Origin of the sequence: Microcoleus sp. B9-D4, assembly GCF_036705105.1 — a bacterium.
Classification (GTDB): domain Bacteria; phylum Cyanobacteriota; class Cyanobacteriia; order Cyanobacteriales; family Microcoleaceae; genus Microcoleus.
In genome coordinates this window covers 1-14,819 of the sequence record NZ_JAUBTS010000077.1, presented here as the reverse complement: position 1 = coordinate 14,819, position 14,819 = coordinate 1, and the positions used below count along the sequence as shown (strand labels likewise).

The following is a 14,819-nucleotide window of genomic DNA, read 5'->3' as shown; positions in this document are numbered from 1 at the left end:
GCACCAATGTCAGCAACAGGCAAGATGCCTGTTCCACAAAAATTAAATAAATTTTCTTGTGGGGAGTAGGGGTTGGGCTTCTAGCCCGCCCATAACAGGCTTTCGGGCCTGTTCCACAAAAATTTAATTTTCTTGTGGGCCGTATGGTTGGCTATGGCGACAAGTCCAAAATATCTGTTCTAACTATTTACAGCATTTTTCCAATAAGTATAAGTTTTTAAACCAATACTTTCTTTGTCTTCATTATAGAGCTCATCTAAACATTTGAAAAGAGCTAAAGCGTAATTTTTCAATCCCAACTCTGTCAAACTTGTGAGAATCCTAGTCAGCCGCAGGTAGTTGTGATTAAATTGTTCAATCCACTCTCTTTTTCTTGACAAATATTCCTCTGATTTCGCAATTACAATTTCTGCGTTTTCCCCTTCGCGGCATTCAAACCCGTAAAATGCCAGCATGACCTTGAACGAATGGAGTAAGCGATTTTTCAACTCTTCACTTGTTCTAAAAGCTTGAATCACCTCATCATTTAAAGTAGGAGCACTGGAATTAAAACGACTCTTTTCTCTCAGCGGAAACAGCCATTGAATGTAATTGTGCACGGATTCCAGCTTCTGGTAATCCCACGACCAAATATCCTCTATCGCCCGACCTTGTGAATCAGGCTGCTGACCGAGATAGAATGCTAAAATTTTGTTTTGTTTGGTTGAATCACTCATTAATAAGTTGTTTTGTATCTAAATTGTATTTTGGGCGGGCGGGACGCCCAACCCCTACACCCCACAACCAGAAAATTTAATTTTTGTGTGGAACAGGCATCCTGCCTGTTTTTCAAAATAGTTTTCTTGAGTCGGTTTGAACCGACTTTAGCTATTAGCCAGGGACTTAAGTCCCTGGCGGCTTCGCCCGCTTTACCGCAAAGTAACAAACTCTTCAGCAGTCGATGGGTGAATGCCAATAGTCGCGTCGAAGTCTTTCTTCGTAGCTCCCATATTAACAGCGATCGCCATTCCTTGAATAATTTCGCCCGCGTCTTTCCCAACCATGTGCACGCCCAAAACTCTGTCAGTATTAGTTTCAACGATTAACTTGACAAAAGTTTTCTCGTCTGCACCTGTCAAAGCATGAAACATCGGTCGAAACTTGGCTGTGTAGCACTTAATTGAGTCGGGAAACTTCGCTCTAGCCTGCACTTCGTTTAAGCCGACTGTAGCCGCTTCCGGCTGGGAAAATACCGCTGACGGGACATTTTCGTGAGTGATTGCTCTCGGATTGTTGCCAAATTCAGTATCTGCAAAAGCGCGTCCTTCGGCGATCGCAATTGGCGTTAAATTGATGCGGTTGGTGCAATCTCCCACTGCAAAAATGTGCGGCTGACTGGTGCGGCTGTCTTTGGTAACTGCGATCGCACCTTGATCTGTTTCTACTCCCGCATTTTCTAAACCCAATTTTTCTAAATTAGGCTGACGCCCGGTAGCGCACAACAGCGCGTCTACTATTAGCGTTCCTTCGGATGTTCCCGACAGAGTTAATTTTAAGCCTTCTGGGGTTTGCTCAATGTGGTTGATCGAGCTTTCTGTCAAAATGTTTATTCCGTGCTTAATCATTCCTTCTTGCACGTTGGTGCGAATTTCTGTGTCAAATTCGTTCAAAATTAAGTCACGGCGGATGATTTGAGTTACTTGGCTTCCCAACCCGTTCATAATGCAAGCAAATTCGACGCCGATGTAACCGCCGCCCCAAATGGCTAAGCGTTTTGGCTGCTCTTTTAGCAAGAAGATTTCACGGGAAGTAATCGCGTGTTCGATGCCGACAATTGGGACTCTTTGCGCTTCTCCGCCGACGGCAATTAAGATTTTGGCGGCGGTGATTTTTCTGTCACCAACTTCGACGGTATGGGGGTCAATAAATTTGGCGTATCCTGAGATTAATTCGACTCCGGCTTTTTCAAGAAAGCTGATGTGCAGTTTGCTCAGTCGCCGCACTTCTGTGTCTACCGTGGTGACAAGTTTTTCCCAGTCGAAACTGCTTTCTACTGGACTCCAACCGTAACCCACCGCATCTTCGTAAAGGTGCGAAAATGTTGAGGCATACACCATGAGTTTTTTGGGGACACAGCCGCGAATTACGCAGGTTCCGCCTACTAAGTCATTTTCGGCGATCGCCACTTTTGCGCCGTAGGATGCTGCTCGCTTGGAACTCGCCAATCCGCCGGAACCCGCACCTATCACAAACAAGTCGTAATCGTATGTCATAATTGTGTTTACCAATAATCTCCAACTTACCAAGTTTACGCTTAACTTTTCTTAATCATAGCTCAAAAATTTTGACTTTGAGCACTTTTGAACGCTACATACAGAGCTAATTGAGGGGTAAAAAAACGGGGGACTAGCCGATATTTGGCTATCCTACAGCCCCGCAATGCCATGTGTGATGAAAAGTTTAGCCGTATAAAAGCAGGTAGCGTCACTCAACCCTACCTGCTTACTGCTATTGTCAGCTTCGTTAACTCTGCCCCTAGTTTGACTCGGTAGATTGAGCTGGCTCTGTATTCTGCTCCTTTGACGCTGTATCATCTGGTTTTTGGATTTGCTTGAGATGAATCTCATTCACCTGATTGATAAAGTTTTCTATTGCCATTTTTGTCATTTGTTGATGTTGGGCTGCGTCGGCTACATCATAGCAACGATAAGCTGGAGTCACTCCTAATACAAATTTCTCCTGTTCTGCTTCTAACAATTCCACAGTCGTGTTCGCAGAAATCCAATTTTCCTGAAAAGGAAATGAGGTAACTATACTGGCGACTATGGAGGCGATAGCGGGACAAATTACGGGCAGCCACTTGAGCAACAATTGACCTGGTTCCAATTTGTCTACCAATACTAAAATTGGTGTGACTCCCGATAAAACAACGGTTGCCAACTGGAAAGTATAGTAAATATTTCTCGAAGTCTCTCTAGTCTTTTTATAGTCGTCAATCAACTCCTGGCAATATCGTAAAGCCTTTTCTCTCACCGGCGTGATCGGATTACTATCCGAAACATTATTCGGGTTTAATAGATAATTATAGAGTTCAGCTTTTCTTCGGATATCTAACTGATTAGCATTATTCCTATAGTTTTGAGCCAATTGCCTATTGGTCAGGAAGAGAAAAATAAAACTAGAGAGAAAAACAGCTCCCCAAATAACGATAAGTTGATTGTCTGAAAAAACTCTGGTAAGGAGGCATGCACCCACAAAAGCGGCTATGGATAAATACTCAACAATTTTCAGGAAAGATAACATTTGTGGACTCGATGAGACTGTATTGGAAATCTCGGTCTGGTTTGTATCCGCAGAAGTAGTCATTGGTTTGTAGTCTGTTTGGCGATCGGATACAAGTTTAGCCTATTAGAGTGTCTATTCCACCCAAGCCCTGTCAACCGGGTGAAGAAGGCCGTGAAACCTTTGAAAAGTTGTTGATGCCGATCGTTAAAGATTCCTTGTTTAATAGTAGATGACCAATAAACTGGGTTTATTGCCGATCGCCAACGGGTACGATGAAGTAAAGCAGGGCGATCGTACCTTGACAGGGGTTGGCATAAGCACCCTAGAGAGAGAGTCAATCGATTTTCGATTTTCGATTTTCGATTTTCGATTTTAGCATTGACCCCACGGATAAATTCGGGGGATCCTTTATCGGATACAGGTTTTTTATTTCTGGACGCATGAATCCGGGGACTTGTATCCTGGATGCTTTCGGTCAGTGCATAAATAGTATAGATTTTTTGGCTCTGCTGAATTGATGTATGATTTTGCCTGTAGGGATAATTCTAAGTCCTTACACCGTCAGCGGTGGGGCAATCACGGGGGGATTTCCCCTACAAATTTTATACCCCATTCAGCAACGCCGATTTTTGTTTCCACTCCGACTTTACCTCCCAGTCGGTGTCAAAGTATTCACTTTGATTTGAATATAGATTTTCTGTTCATTAGCATCGAAACAGCCGTCACCCCGATCGCGAAAACTGATGGGAAGTGTTAGCTTAGTAGTTAGTTGTGTCGATCGCACAGAAAAAAAATGCCTGAACTACAAACCGATACATACCAAGACCTCGACCCGCAAGTCCTCTCAAAGCCCGTTGTTGTCGGTCTCGAAGAGGTAACAAAAGTTTACGGGATTGGCGACCTGGAAGTTCGCGCCTTAAACGGCGTCAGCTTGACCGTAAGACAAGGAGAATATTGCTCGATTATGGGCGCATCGGGTTCCGGCAAATCTACAGCTATGAATATTATCGGCTGTCTCGATCGACCTACGAGCGGCAGTTACTACTTAGACGGCGTAGATGTCGCCCAAATGCCCGAAGAAGAATTAGCCGGAATTCGCAATCTAAAATTAGGGTTTGTATTCCAACAATTTCACCTGTTGCCTCAATTGACAGCATTAGAAAATGTCATGTTACCGATGGTTTATGCCGGCATTCCCGCAGCAGAAAGACGCGAACGGGGAGTAGATGCTTTAACGAAAGTCGGCCTGGAAAGTCGGCTGCAAAACAGACCGAATCAACTATCAGGAGGACAGCAGCAGCGCGTAGCCATCGCCAGGGCTATTGTCAACCGTCCCGTGTTGTTGCTGGCTGATGAACCTACAGGTGCATTGGATACAAAAACTACTCAAGAAGTAATGGATATTTTTACCGAATTCAACGAAAGCGGCATGACTGTTGTTATGGTAACGCACGAACCGGAAGTAGCGCGCCAAACTCGCCGCGTTGTCTGGTTCCGCGACGGCCAAGTTATTCACAATAATCTCAACCCGGAAGAACTTTCACACGCTGTATTTTAGTATAAAAGTCCGCGAAAAGCGAAAAGAAAATTGAGCGATTGAAATCGCTTCTAGACAAACGAAGTCCGCCTACGCGGACTGAAGAATCAAGAGGGTATGAGTCTTATGCAAGAGGACTTTAGCTATTAGACAGGGGTTTTCAACCCCTGGCGGACTAATAGACAAAACGCCTGATATGTGATTAATGAAAAGCACTCGGAAAAGCTTCCCAAACTCGATCGACAAAATCTCTAAGTTGCCGAGATGCGATCGCACCATCCTTTTTCTCAGCATCCAGAGAGTGCAACTCAGTCAACAGTGAAATTACCTCAGTATCTAAAGCCGCGCGAAACAAGCTCAGCGGCCAAAGCAAATCAGCACCATCTCGCAAATCGGATAAAGTGTATTCTGCCGATAAATCCTTCCCCGACGCCGATACAACTAACATCAAAGGGCGCACCCAACAAATTTGACGTGCCTCAACCACTTGGATCACCTCTGAATGCAGGCACGCATCTCCACATTCTAAACTGACAATTTGACCAGGCTTAAAGTTCAAAGCACAACCCATTAATGCTCACACTTAATACAGACAAGACAAAGCAGCGAAATAAGTGCTGTATCTCTCTACAGCATCCGAAAACATTATATCATAATTTCTTTTTCTTTCTTCCTTCTTCCTTCTTCCTTCTTCCTTCTTCCTTCTTCCTTCTTCCTTCTCAACTTTCATCAAGCTTTTTAAGAGCCATTTCGAGATCTGCTGTCAACAATCGTGCTTCTTTTTTACCACCGCCACCATTGGCATAATCCGCCACGGAAATCGGAGAACCGATCGCAATTTTTACGTGAGAACCCCATTGAGGAATGCGCGGGCGATAGCGGATACTCATCGGTACAATTTTCACCCCCAAACCCGGTTTGCTCAACTCTGCTTGCATTGCCAAACGCGCCAATCCCGGCTTAATCGGGTGAACTTCGCCATCCTGAAAAATACCGCCTTCGGGAAAAATCACCAACATTTCCTTGTCGAGGAGTAGTTCCACCCCATAACGGAGACTGCCAATTGCTGGATGCTTGAGATCCACAGCAAACCCCCCCAAATGTCTGATGAACCAACCTTGCAGTCCTTTGACCTCATCAGCAGTTACCATAAACCGCAAATCGCGTCCAGTCACCTTCTGTCCCGTTGAATAGGGCATCATCAGGGCATCCCACCGGGAGCGGTGCGTAGGGGCTAAGATGACAGGCCCGTCTTTCGGCAAGTGCTCCTGTCCGGTTATCTCAATCTTGCCAAAATGAAACGGTAGGACAACATAGTGACCTAGCGGATAGAGCAAGGAGGTTAACCAAGGAGAAACGCGAGAGGTATTAGATGCTACCTTGGCAGGCATTGGCTTCACTAGAGATGATTTACTGGACTCAACGGCGATCGTGGCGGTGTGGGGCATAGCAATTAAGCTGCTTTATCGAGATCTAAAGTTTAAAGTAAGGTGTTGGCCAAATCTTTAGTTTTTAGATGGGGACACTTTTGCTATTGGCCTTGTGCCGATCGAGCGATCGCGCCCGCAAGAGATAATCTCTAACAGGTAAAACCTCAGCCAACCGGACAGCACTAATGCAGAGCAGTCGGCTGCCTCGAAAGCTTGAGCTGGCAATTACGGATCTATTATTTCAGTTAAAGGATCAATTTCGATTAAACATCGCCCCGAAGAAAGTAAAAAATTTTACCTGTTAATTTTTCCGGCGCGCTTCAAACCAAGAAAGCAACTGATCGCGGCAAACAGACTCCATAATACCGCCGAGCACCTCTAAGCGGTGACACGAATGCGCGCTATCGGGAATATTAGCAGCAGTCCGAATTGTGCCTGTTTTCGGGTCATCTGCTCCGTATACCAGCAGACCAATCCGAGCTTGGACGATCGCACCAGCGCACATCGGGCAAGGCTCCAGCGTTACGTAGAGCGTACATTGGTTAAGATGCCAGTCTTGCAAAACTTTGCCGGCCGCCCGCAAAGCCAAGATTTCAGCGTGAGCAGTCGGATCGCAATCTCGCTCTCGCCGATTTTGCGCTTCGGCAATCAATTTGCCAGTACCGTCAACAATGGCAGCACCCACGGGTACTTCACCAGCATCACCGGCTGCTTGTGCCAGTTCCACAGCCCTAGCCATCCAGCGTTTGTGAATAAAATAAGTAGTCTCACTAATAGACAACGGCTCAGCTTTACAATTCACGTCATACCTAAGTAACAGAAAAACTTAAGATCGATAAAGAAAGTTACATTACAGCTTAATCGAGAGTCTTTAATTATGGACACCACTACGATTACCACTGAAATTGTTGAGCTGTTGTGCCGCATTAGTCGGCAAAAGCTGCGCGAACAAGATATCACTCCTTTGGTAGTGTTTCTGACGGCTCTAATTTCCATCCTGCGCGGAGTGATGATTATTGACAGGACGATCGCAGTTGAAGAAGAAGAACGGCTGCAAAAGACTCTCAAAGCCTTTGCCAGCGGCGACCGCGATCGGGTAGAACTAATTCAGCGCCTTGTCAAAGGAGTATCAAAACAGCAGGTTTACTTCAACCCCACGGAATTGCTAACCCTGACAGCTTTGTTCTCAGAATCAGAAAAACTGTTGCTCATCGGTTCCGGCTACGAAATGTCAGCGGCCGACGGACACATCGACCTGCGGGAGCAAATGTACTTACAGTCGATCGCAAATCGGCTCGGCCTCGACTCCAGACACATTGCAGTCATAGACACTTTATTTACTAAAGAAGGAACCCTCGACTCAGAAGCTTTTGCCGAAGTTCAAGCTTTACTCGATCCCAGCGAATTCGAGTCCCGCGATCCGGTATTTGGCAAAGCAGCAAAGCACTTGCTGAGTATTTTACTCCGCCAATAATCCAGCCCCTATAAATTTTTGGGCAGTACAAAGTAGTGAGAGAGGATTTCGAGGATTTGACGCTGTTTCCATTGGAGATGGGAATTGGGCGCTCTTACCTACCAAGAGCGCTGCACGGCGTATGTTGATCAAAAACCTGGTTTCGGCCTAAGTCCCGGTTGATTTTTTTTTGCAAGAGTCGATCGACCCTGGTATCCCATTGAACCGAATGCCTCTAAAATCTAAAAGCGACTTGTCGCTGCCTTGATTGACTCAGCTCAATCTCAAATCTCAAATTGATTGATTATGCAAATTGAATGGCAAACCGCCAAAACCTACGAAGACATTCTCTATCACAAAAGTGGTGGCACCGCCAAAATTACCATCAATCGACCTCACAAACGGAACGCTTTCCGTCCCAAAACCGTGCTGGAACTTTGCGATGCCTTTACTGATGCCCGTGAAGACACAAAAATTGGCGTTGTCCTGTTCACCGGTGCGGGGCCTCATACAGACGGCAAATACGCCTTTTGCGCCGGCGGCGACCAAAGCGTGCGGGGTTCGGCGGGATATGTAGACGAAGGTGGCATACCCCGGTTGAACGTGCTCGACTTGCAGAAGTTGATTCGATCTATGCCCAAAGTTGTAATTGCTTTAGTTGCAGGCTACGCAATTGGAGGGGGTCACGTTCTGCACTTAATTTGCGACTTGACGATCGCTGCTGACAATGCTATTTTCGGACAGACCGGCCCCAAAGTCGGCAGTTTCGACGGTGGTTTCGGAGCTAGCTATCTCGCCAGAGTCGTCGGCCAGAAGAAAGCCAGAGAAATTTGGTTTTTGTGTCGCCAGTACAGCGCGCAGCAAGCCCTAGAAATGGGTTTAGTCAACAGCGTCGTGCCAGTCGAACAACTAGAAATAGAAGGGATTCAGTGGGCTGCGGAAATTCTCGAAAAAAGTCCGATCGCGATTCGCTGCTTGAAATCCGCTTTTAATGCCGACTGCGACGGTCAAGCCGGTTTGCAAGAACTGGCGGGAAATGCCACTTTGCTGTACTATATGACGCAGGAAGGTGCCGAAGGCAAACAAGCTTTTTTAGAAAAACGGCAACCTGATTTTAGTCAATATCCTTGGCTGCCATAGCTGGATGGATAAATCAGTTTTTTGTTCGCTCATATTAAAGTAGATGCTGCTGATTTTTCGGAGTTAGTAAAGCCCAATGCACCCTGTCGTCCAAAAGTGTCAGTATTGATACCTGTTGCCAAAAAGAATGAAACTGCTTTGCCAGATCCAAACCATGATAATGATCGGTGATTCCCCTATCGAAAATCGAAAATCGAAAATGGTATGAGCAGCAGGGCAGCCGACTAACTAAACTGAGACTGCTGCTGCCGATTTTTCGGTTAACGTTGTGCCTGTAAGCTGGCAGGCATGGCGATCGGAAAGAGAGACGGTAGCATCTTGCAGCGTCAGAGTCGATTCTTGCCACAGTCCAATTTCTTCTATGTTTTCCCAAGATGACCTAAAAGGCGAAACCGCTAAAGTACAAGCTTTCCACTGACTTTGAACCGGGCCGCCTAGTAAAGCGCAAACACCCCCGCGTCTGCCTTCAGGGGTATAGTGACGGCAGTGACCACAAGCTGAAGTTAAAGGTGAAGTTAAGGAGGTTTGCATAAAAGTTCTTAGGGAAATCATTTTCATCTCTAATTCTCCTTTGTAGAGCTAGCAGGTTTTAGAGCATCCCAACCTTTATGCTGTCTGGGTTGTAGCGATCCCCGGAGCATAAATAAATTTTATAATTTATTTATAATCTCGTTATATATAGAAACAATTAGCTCTGTCGCTGCTCATTGTATAGGTAAAAACAAAGGTTAAAAGTTTATAAAGGCGTTAGGGATCAAGAAAAAGTACAAATGCCAAACCAGTATGATAGGTTACAAATAAGCGGTAGCTGAGAATACAAAAATTGGCTGAGAGTGTCGGTAAGCAGCCTCCGGGAAACAGCAACAATTAAGTTTTCCAATGAAAATGAAAAATAGCTGCCGACGATCGACAGCAGGCGATCGGGCCCCTGTTGCATTGAGGCCAAAAGTAGCTAATCATAAAATAGGCAAGTTTTCAAGCTTCTTGTTTATCTCTACAATCAACACATTAAAATTAATTCAGAGGCGGTAGGAGTTTTGCTAATGAGTAAGCGTTCTTCGGTGGAATCCCCAAATCATCAATCCTCTTCAACCCCAATCAACCCTGCTTTGCAAGCAGTCCTGGGGAGTCTAGATGTAAATCTAGAAGCAGAATTGACAACATACAGAAGGCACAGGAGGCGCGCCGAACAGTGGGTGTCGCCCTCAGTTCGTACCGGCAAGCAAACAGCCACAACTGAGCAACAGCTAGCCCAAAATTTGGCGCCAGAGACTGCGGAGGAAACCCAGCAGCCACTATCGCTGCCCCTATCCCTTGCCGGCACTCAGGGCGATGCCCCGTTAGCAACTACCAGGGGTGGCACAAAATTATCTAGCAGTGCCTTCGCACCCAACAAGTATCTGGAATCAAGCGAAAAACTGATCGAAAGTTTGGACGAGTCAAAAGCTGAGCCTACGGTAGAACGCAGTTTAGCAGCCAGTTTGTTAACTCCCTTGGGACTGAGTTCGATGCTGCTGTTTTTGCTGTCATGCACAGCTTTGGGCTACGCAGTCATGTACCCGTCAAATCTGGTTAAGATGGCCGGCCTGAACCGTTTGCTCGATCGCAGCGCACCCTCTCCCAGCGACAGTCCCGCCTCTACTGCCATCTCAGATACCAGCACCAAGGAACTGCCGAAAGCTCCAAATCTGGTATCCAAGGAATTTGTCGAGCTAGATTTGAGCACTCTCAGCAATGTTAAACCGACAGTCAGCCCGATTCCTTCCCCGTCACCAAAAGCATCAATCCCGCCAACTCCGCCAGCGCCTCCGGGCCCGGGCGCGGCTGTGCCGATTCCTACAGAAGACGGCAACCCCGCCAGAGGTAGAGAACAAGGACTCAACAATCTGAGTACGGCTTTGCTTCCCACTCCCAGCCCCAGCGCCGCCCAGCCTGTGCCGACACTGCCGACACTGCCTCCAACACCCTCCCCAGCCCAGCCTGCCGCCACATCCCCGGCGACAGCATCCCCAGCCGCCACATCCCCGGCGACAGCATCCCCAGCCGCCACACCCCCGCTGGGAAGGCCTGCACGGGCCGCCGACGGTTTCTATTACGTTGTCACCGATTACACCGACGAAAAATCGCTGCAGCAAGCCAGAACCGCTGTTCCCGATGCCTACGTGCGGAACTTCTCAAAGGGTGTCAAGATCCAGATGGGCGCTTTGAACGATGCTGCCTCAGCAGAACGTTTGGTGAAAGAACTCCAAGAAAAAGGGGTGAAGCCACAATACTATCAACCATAAATTAGGCAAAGACAATTAAACTAATGATCGGGGAGTAGGTTGGGCCGAGGCACGAACCCTCGGTTTCGCTTCACCCAACATTTGCTCAGTTTTGATGGGTAATGCTCGCGCCCTACCCATCTTAAAAATAATCATGACGACCTAACTTAGAGGGAATTAAAATTTCACAATTAAAAATTTAAAAGACGATTGATGAGTTTTCATTTTTAGTTTTTAATTGTGATTTCTCTGTCTTAATTCTAAAGTTTAAAATTGGGAGACTGGCAAAATGGGATTATTCGATCGCCTATGGCGAGTGATTCGAGCCAATATTAACAGTTTGGTCGGCGCTGCAGAAGACCCAGAAAAAATTCTGGAACAGGCTGTAATGGATATGCAGGAAGATTTAGTGCAGCTCAGACAAGCTGTGGCAGGAGCGATTGCAGCTCAAAAACGCACTGAACGCCAGTGCTCCCAAGCTGAGTCTACAGCAGCAGAATGGCATCAGCGGGCGCAGCTAGCTTTGCAAAAAGGCGAGGAAAATTTGGCGCGGGAAGCTCTGACGCGCAAGAAATCTTATCAAGAAACGGCAACGGCGATGAAAGCCAGTCTCGGACAACAGAACGCTGTTGTGACTAAACTTAAAGAAAATATGCGGGCGCTCGAAAGTAAAATTTCCGAGGCAAAATCTAAAAAAGATATGTACATTGCCCGAGCTCGATCGGCCGCATCGTCGGAAAGGCTGCAAGAAATGATGGGCAATCTCAGTACCGGCAGCGCTTTGAGCGCCTTTGAACGGATGGAAGAGAAAGTCATGCAGCTAGAAGCTCGCTCCGAAGCAATCGCAGAACTCGGAACTAATGATTTAGAAAAGAAGTTTCTCTCTCTCGAAGGTGCCGACGATGTGGATACCGAGTTGGCGGCGATGAAAGCACAAATGCTTCCGGGCCACAATACACCCAAATTGCCGTCGAGGGAGCCGCCCGCATCCTGAACCCCGGCAACAGAACAAGAGTCGGGACGAGCAAAAACTTCTCAACAGCCTAGCTAGAGATGGCTCGAAGCCTGTTGGGGAATTCCCGGATCGAAGTTAAACTCAATAGGTAGGTGCATGAATAAGCTTGCCTGCATCACATTACTCGATCGCTTTAAACTGGATTTATCTGTCTGCAAAAATTGCCAAAAACTAAATCGCACTAAAAATCTGACCAGAGTGAATTTCACAACTGCGGGCTAGGGCTATCAAGCCTTCTTGCCGCCTACTTCGTACACCTCACCCAGGAAAAATAGCATTATGGGATTATTTGACCGCATTAGCCGAGTCGTCAAAGCCAATCTTAACGATCTGGTCAACAAAGCTGAAGACCCGGAAAAGATTTTAGAACAGTCTGTTACGGATATGCAGGAAGACTTGGTGCAGTTGCGTCAGGCCGTTGCCAGCGCGATCGCCACTCAAAAGCGCACCCAGACTCAGTACAATCAAGCTGAATCTCAGTCTAACCAGTGGCAGCAGCGCGCTCAGCTAGCCCTGCAAAAAGGAGACGAGACTTTGGCTCGGGAAGCGCTAGTTCGCAAAAAGTCTCACGCTGAAACGGCGGCTACCCTGAAAGCCAGTCTGGATCAGCAATCGGCTCAGGTGGAAAGTCTCAAGCGCAACTTGATCGGTTTGGAGAGCAAAATTTCCGAAGCTAAGACTAAGAAGGATATGCTCAAGGCGAGGATATCCGCTGCTAAGGCTCAGGAACAGCTCAACAATACCATTGGCACCCTGAATACTGGCAGTTCAATGGCGGCTTTCGATCGCATGGAAGAAAAAGTTTTGCAGATTGAAGCTCGCGCGGGGGCTTCGGCAGAACTCGCCGCCGGCGGCAGCAATTTAGAGGAACAGTTCCGCTTGCTCGAAAGCGGCGGTGATGTTGACGACGAGTTGGCTCAGATGAAAGCTCAACTGACCGGGGGTTCTGTGTCTCAAGGTCAATTGCCAGCAGCGGGTAAAACGGCAGCAGCTAGTAGCTCGGAGTCGAGTCCGGTGATTGACGCTGAGTTGGAAGAATTGCGATCGCAGCTCAATAAAATGTAGTAATCTGTATCAAAATTTACCTATTTGTCAGATCGCCGGTTTGATAGAATGCTCCGCCGACCTACAGGACTAGCTTGGGAGGTCGGAGTTTTTTTGACTAATTCTCATATGCACAAAGTAGTAATTATGTCAACTATCTTTATATGGAGTTAAGGAATTAATTGTTTAAAAAGTGATAGAGTAATTTTATTCCTTGCAAGAGGGCTAGCTTGGGAGGTCAATCGATTTTAGATTTTAGATTTTAGATTTGAGATTAAAGAATTGAAGCATTGGCCCCACGGATAAATTCCGGGGGCAAGTTTCATCGGATACAGGTTTTTTATTTCACCGGTCCTGAGTCTGCTTTCGGAATGAATCCGGGGGCTTGTATCCTGGATGCTTTCGGTCGGAGTGTTTTTAGTAATTGTTAAGTACACAAAGTAGAGTTGCTGTCAACTATCTTTATATGGAGTTAAGGAATTAATTGTTTAAAAAGTGATAGAGTGGTTTTATTCCTTGCAATTGCGTCGGTCTCGCCCGATCGTAAGTGTAAATAACTATCAAATATGGCTAATCTGTCATGCCCGTGCAATCTTCTAGAGGCTTTTGTAAAATCAAGTTTTTCAAGGCATTAGCGCTTGGTTTTTCAATGGCCGCTATTTGCCCCGCACTGCTATCAGCTCTAAGTATTGGCGAGTCGATGGTTGCTACCGACTCAGGGGTGCAAGCGCCAATTTTGCATGATCATTTACCGTCTCAATTCAAACTAGATCAAGAAACAGCAGACGATCGCGATCGGCTTCGTGATTTATACTCGGGTTCAGAATTAGATAGAGACAGTAAAGAGCAAGAAAATAGCATCCCGGAGTTTGATCAATTGACCCAAAGTGAGGCCCCAGAAACTCTCCCTCCATTGCCGAACCGAGGAGAAAACAGACACGAATTTCCGATTCCCAACCCGCGACGGCCAAATCCGGCTCCTCTCCCATAACCCGCGCCGCCAGCACCCTTGCTTTCAGCCGAACAGCTTTTGCCGCCTGCTGTTCCCGCGCCGGCACAGCCTGCATAATTGCTAAGATTGCGGGTACGATAAAAGTCGATCGATTTGAAGTAGTTGGCAGTTGACTTACCGCGAGCCGATCGTGCAAAATCCGAGAAGAGAAATTGCGATCGGTATTGGTACCAGCAGGCGAGAAAGCGATACATCTTTGCTGGGAAAGGATTTTCCGTTGTCGCCGGAAGCAGATAATGGGGGCAGAAATCGGGTTGCGGTGCTGAGGCTGTTTCAGGATTTTACTCAGAGGGGAGAGAGATGTCTTGGCGGCGCGATCGCAGTTTTGTCAGGAAGTGGCAGCATTTGGCGCTACGGTGAGCAGCAGCAGCCCTGACAGTCGATTTTTGCGTGGCGAGGTCAATTGCACTACGTGCGGTTGTTGGCTCCTGAGAGGCTGCTGGTGGTGTGATCGGGTGTGAAATTGGCTGGGGCAGAGCTTTTGTCGATCGAACCATTCGGTATAGGGGGCTCAGACACATTGCGGGGCTACCGTCAATCGATTTTAGATTTTAGATTTTAGATTTTAGATTGACTTGCGCGAGATAAATGCTCTTTCTTGAGGATTTTAGATTTTCGATTTGGGATTGATTCCACGGATAAATCACGTGGCGGGTACCA

The 14,819-nt window shown here is 46.9% G+C and carries 17 protein-coding genes; 8 read left to right on the top strand and 9 right to left on the bottom strand.

Annotated elements, in window-relative coordinates; translation table 11 throughout:
• Positions 1-179 precede the first annotated feature (179 nt).
• From QUB24_RS29250 to QUB24_RS29240, 3 genes are all read right to left on the bottom strand, one after another.
• Entirely contained in the window at positions 180-716 is a 537-nt protein-coding gene (locus QUB24_RS29250) for an opioid growth factor receptor-related protein (RefSeq protein WP_333157120.1), read from the bottom strand.
• 192 nt (positions 717-908) lie between these two features.
• On the bottom strand, positions 909-2,252 hold the full coding sequence (gor, locus tag QUB24_RS29245) for a glutathione-disulfide reductase (RefSeq protein ID WP_333157119.1): 1,344 nt from the start codon (positions 2,250-2,252) through the stop codon (positions 909-911).
• A gap of 262 nt (positions 2,253-2,514) precedes the next feature.
• The gene (locus QUB24_RS29240) at positions 2,515-3,126 is read right to left on the bottom strand and encodes a DUF4231 domain-containing protein (protein ID WP_333157118.1); all 612 of its coding nucleotides are present in this window, start codon (positions 3,124-3,126) and stop codon (positions 2,515-2,517) included.
• A gap of 367 nt (positions 3,127-3,493) precedes the next feature.
• On the opposite strand from QUB24_RS29240, the gene QUB24_RS29235 reads away from it, so the two are divergent.
• Both QUB24_RS29235 and QUB24_RS29230 read left to right on the top strand, forming a co-directional pair.
• The gene (locus QUB24_RS29235) at positions 3,494-3,640 is read left to right on the top strand and encodes a hypothetical protein (protein WP_333157117.1); all 147 of its coding nucleotides are present in this window, start codon (positions 3,494-3,496) and stop codon (positions 3,638-3,640) included.
• A gap of 417 nt (positions 3,641-4,057) precedes the next feature.
• Entirely contained in the window at positions 4,058-4,822 is a 765-nt protein-coding gene (locus tag QUB24_RS29230; protein WP_333048723.1) for an ABC transporter ATP-binding protein, read from the top strand.
• 181 nt (positions 4,823-5,003) lie between these two features.
• Here QUB24_RS29230 and QUB24_RS29225 read toward each other — a convergent pair whose 3' ends face one another.
• The 3 genes from QUB24_RS29225 to tadA all read right to left on the bottom strand — a co-directional run bounded on the left by QUB24_RS29225 (position 5,004) and on the right by tadA (position 7,033).
• The gene (locus QUB24_RS29225; RefSeq protein WP_333157116.1) at positions 5,004-5,360 is read right to left on the bottom strand and encodes a hypothetical protein; all 357 of its coding nucleotides are present in this window, start codon (positions 5,358-5,360) and stop codon (positions 5,004-5,006) included.
• A 160-nt stretch (positions 5,361-5,520) separates the two neighbouring features.
• Entirely contained in the window at positions 5,521-6,249 is a 729-nt protein-coding gene (locus QUB24_RS29220) for a lysophospholipid acyltransferase family protein (RefSeq protein WP_333157115.1), read from the bottom strand.
• Between the two features lie 283 nt (positions 6,250-6,532).
• Positions 6,533-7,033 carry a tRNA adenosine(34) deaminase TadA gene (gene tadA, locus QUB24_RS29215; RefSeq protein WP_333157114.1) on the bottom strand — a complete coding sequence of 167 codons (501 nt, stop codon included), beginning with the start codon at positions 7,031-7,033 and terminating at the stop codon, positions 6,533-6,535.
• Between the two features lie 75 nt (positions 7,034-7,108).
• Here tadA and QUB24_RS29210 point away from each other — a divergent pair, with 75 nt between their 5' ends.
• Both QUB24_RS29210 and menB read left to right on the top strand, forming a co-directional pair.
• The gene (locus QUB24_RS29210; protein WP_333057766.1) at positions 7,109-7,705 is read left to right on the top strand and encodes a TerB family tellurite resistance protein; all 597 of its coding nucleotides are present in this window, start codon (positions 7,109-7,111) and stop codon (positions 7,703-7,705) included.
• A 285-nt stretch (positions 7,706-7,990) separates the two neighbouring features.
• Positions 7,991-8,824 carry a 1,4-dihydroxy-2-naphthoyl-CoA synthase gene (menB, locus tag QUB24_RS29205; protein ID WP_333157135.1) on the top strand — a complete coding sequence of 278 codons (834 nt, stop codon included), beginning with the start codon at positions 7,991-7,993 and terminating at the stop codon, positions 8,822-8,824.
• A 228-nt stretch (positions 8,825-9,052) separates the two neighbouring features.
• Here the strand turns inward: menB and QUB24_RS29200 are convergent, their stop codons facing one another.
• Positions 9,053-9,382, bottom strand: a complete 330-nt coding sequence (locus tag QUB24_RS29200) for a hypothetical protein (RefSeq protein WP_333157113.1) — start codon at positions 9,380-9,382, stop codon at positions 9,053-9,055.
• Between the two features lie 485 nt (positions 9,383-9,867).
• Between QUB24_RS29200 and QUB24_RS29195 the strand changes: the two genes are divergently transcribed.
• A complete protein-coding gene (locus QUB24_RS29195) occupies positions 9,868-11,109 on the top strand; it encodes a hypothetical protein (RefSeq protein WP_333157112.1) in 1,242 nt (413 codons plus the stop codon).
• A gap of 268 nt (positions 11,110-11,377) precedes the next feature.
• Positions 11,378-12,082, top strand: a complete 705-nt coding sequence (locus tag QUB24_RS29190; protein ID WP_333157111.1) for a PspA/IM30 family protein — start codon at positions 11,378-11,380, stop codon at positions 12,080-12,082.
• A gap of 53 nt (positions 12,083-12,135) precedes the next feature.
• On the opposite strand, the gene QUB24_RS29185 is transcribed toward QUB24_RS29190, so the two are convergent.
• On the bottom strand, positions 12,136-12,312 hold the full coding sequence (locus tag QUB24_RS29185; protein WP_333139302.1) for a hypothetical protein: 177 nt from the start codon (positions 12,310-12,312) through the stop codon (positions 12,136-12,138).
• A gap of 70 nt (positions 12,313-12,382) precedes the next feature.
• Here QUB24_RS29185 and QUB24_RS29180 point away from each other — a divergent pair, with 70 nt between their 5' ends.
• Positions 12,383-13,168, top strand: coding sequence for a PspA/IM30 family protein (locus QUB24_RS29180; protein WP_006635936.1), 786 nt, complete (start codon positions 12,383-12,385; stop codon positions 13,166-13,168).
• A gap of 740 nt (positions 13,169-13,908) precedes the next feature.
• Here the strand turns inward: QUB24_RS29180 and QUB24_RS29175 are convergent.
• Positions 13,909-14,295, bottom strand: a complete 387-nt coding sequence (locus QUB24_RS29175) for a hypothetical protein (RefSeq protein WP_333157110.1) — start codon at positions 14,293-14,295, stop codon at positions 13,909-13,911.
• Here QUB24_RS29175 and QUB24_RS29170 point away from each other — a divergent pair.
• Entirely contained in the window at positions 14,290-14,535 is a 246-nt protein-coding gene (locus QUB24_RS29170; RefSeq protein ID WP_333157109.1) for a hypothetical protein, read from the top strand. The two genes, QUB24_RS29175 and QUB24_RS29170, sit on opposite strands and share 6 nt — an antisense overlap.
• Positions 14,536-14,819 lie beyond the last annotated feature (284 nt).

Bases quoted from the DNA above. Each gene is read 5' to 3' on its own strand.
- QUB24_RS29235 (WP_333157117.1), top strand. From the start codon at position 3,494: ATGACCAATAAACTGGGTTTATTGCCGATCGCCAACGGGTACGATGAA.
- gor (WP_333157119.1), bottom strand. From the start codon at position 2,252: ATGACATACGATTACGACTTGTTTGTGATAGGTGCGGGTTCCGGCGGA.
- menB (WP_333157135.1), top strand. From the start codon at position 7,991: ATGCAAATTGAATGGCAAACCGCCAAAACCTACGAAGACATTCTCTAT.
- QUB24_RS29230 (WP_333048723.1), top strand. From the start codon at position 4,058: ATGCCTGAACTACAAACCGATACATACCAAGACCTCGACCCGCAAGTC.
- QUB24_RS29190 (WP_333157111.1), top strand. From the start codon at position 11,378: ATGGGATTATTCGATCGCCTATGGCGAGTGATTCGAGCCAATATTAAC.
- QUB24_RS29200 (WP_333157113.1), bottom strand. From the start codon at position 9,382: ATGAAAATGATTTCCCTAAGAACTTTTATGCAAACCTCCTTAACTTCA.
- QUB24_RS29220 (WP_333157115.1), bottom strand. From the start codon at position 6,249: ATGCCCCACACCGCCACGATCGCCGTTGAGTCCAGTAAATCATCTCTA.
- QUB24_RS29250 (WP_333157120.1), bottom strand. From the start codon at position 716: ATGAGTGATTCAACCAAACAAAACAAAATTTTAGCATTCTATCTCGGT.
- QUB24_RS29210 (WP_333057766.1), top strand. From the start codon at position 7,109: ATGGACACCACTACGATTACCACTGAAATTGTTGAGCTGTTGTGCCGC.
- QUB24_RS29180 (WP_006635936.1), top strand. From the start codon at position 12,383: ATGGGATTATTTGACCGCATTAGCCGAGTCGTCAAAGCCAATCTTAAC.
- QUB24_RS29195 (WP_333157112.1), top strand. From the start codon at position 9,868: ATGAGTAAGCGTTCTTCGGTGGAATCCCCAAATCATCAATCCTCTTCA.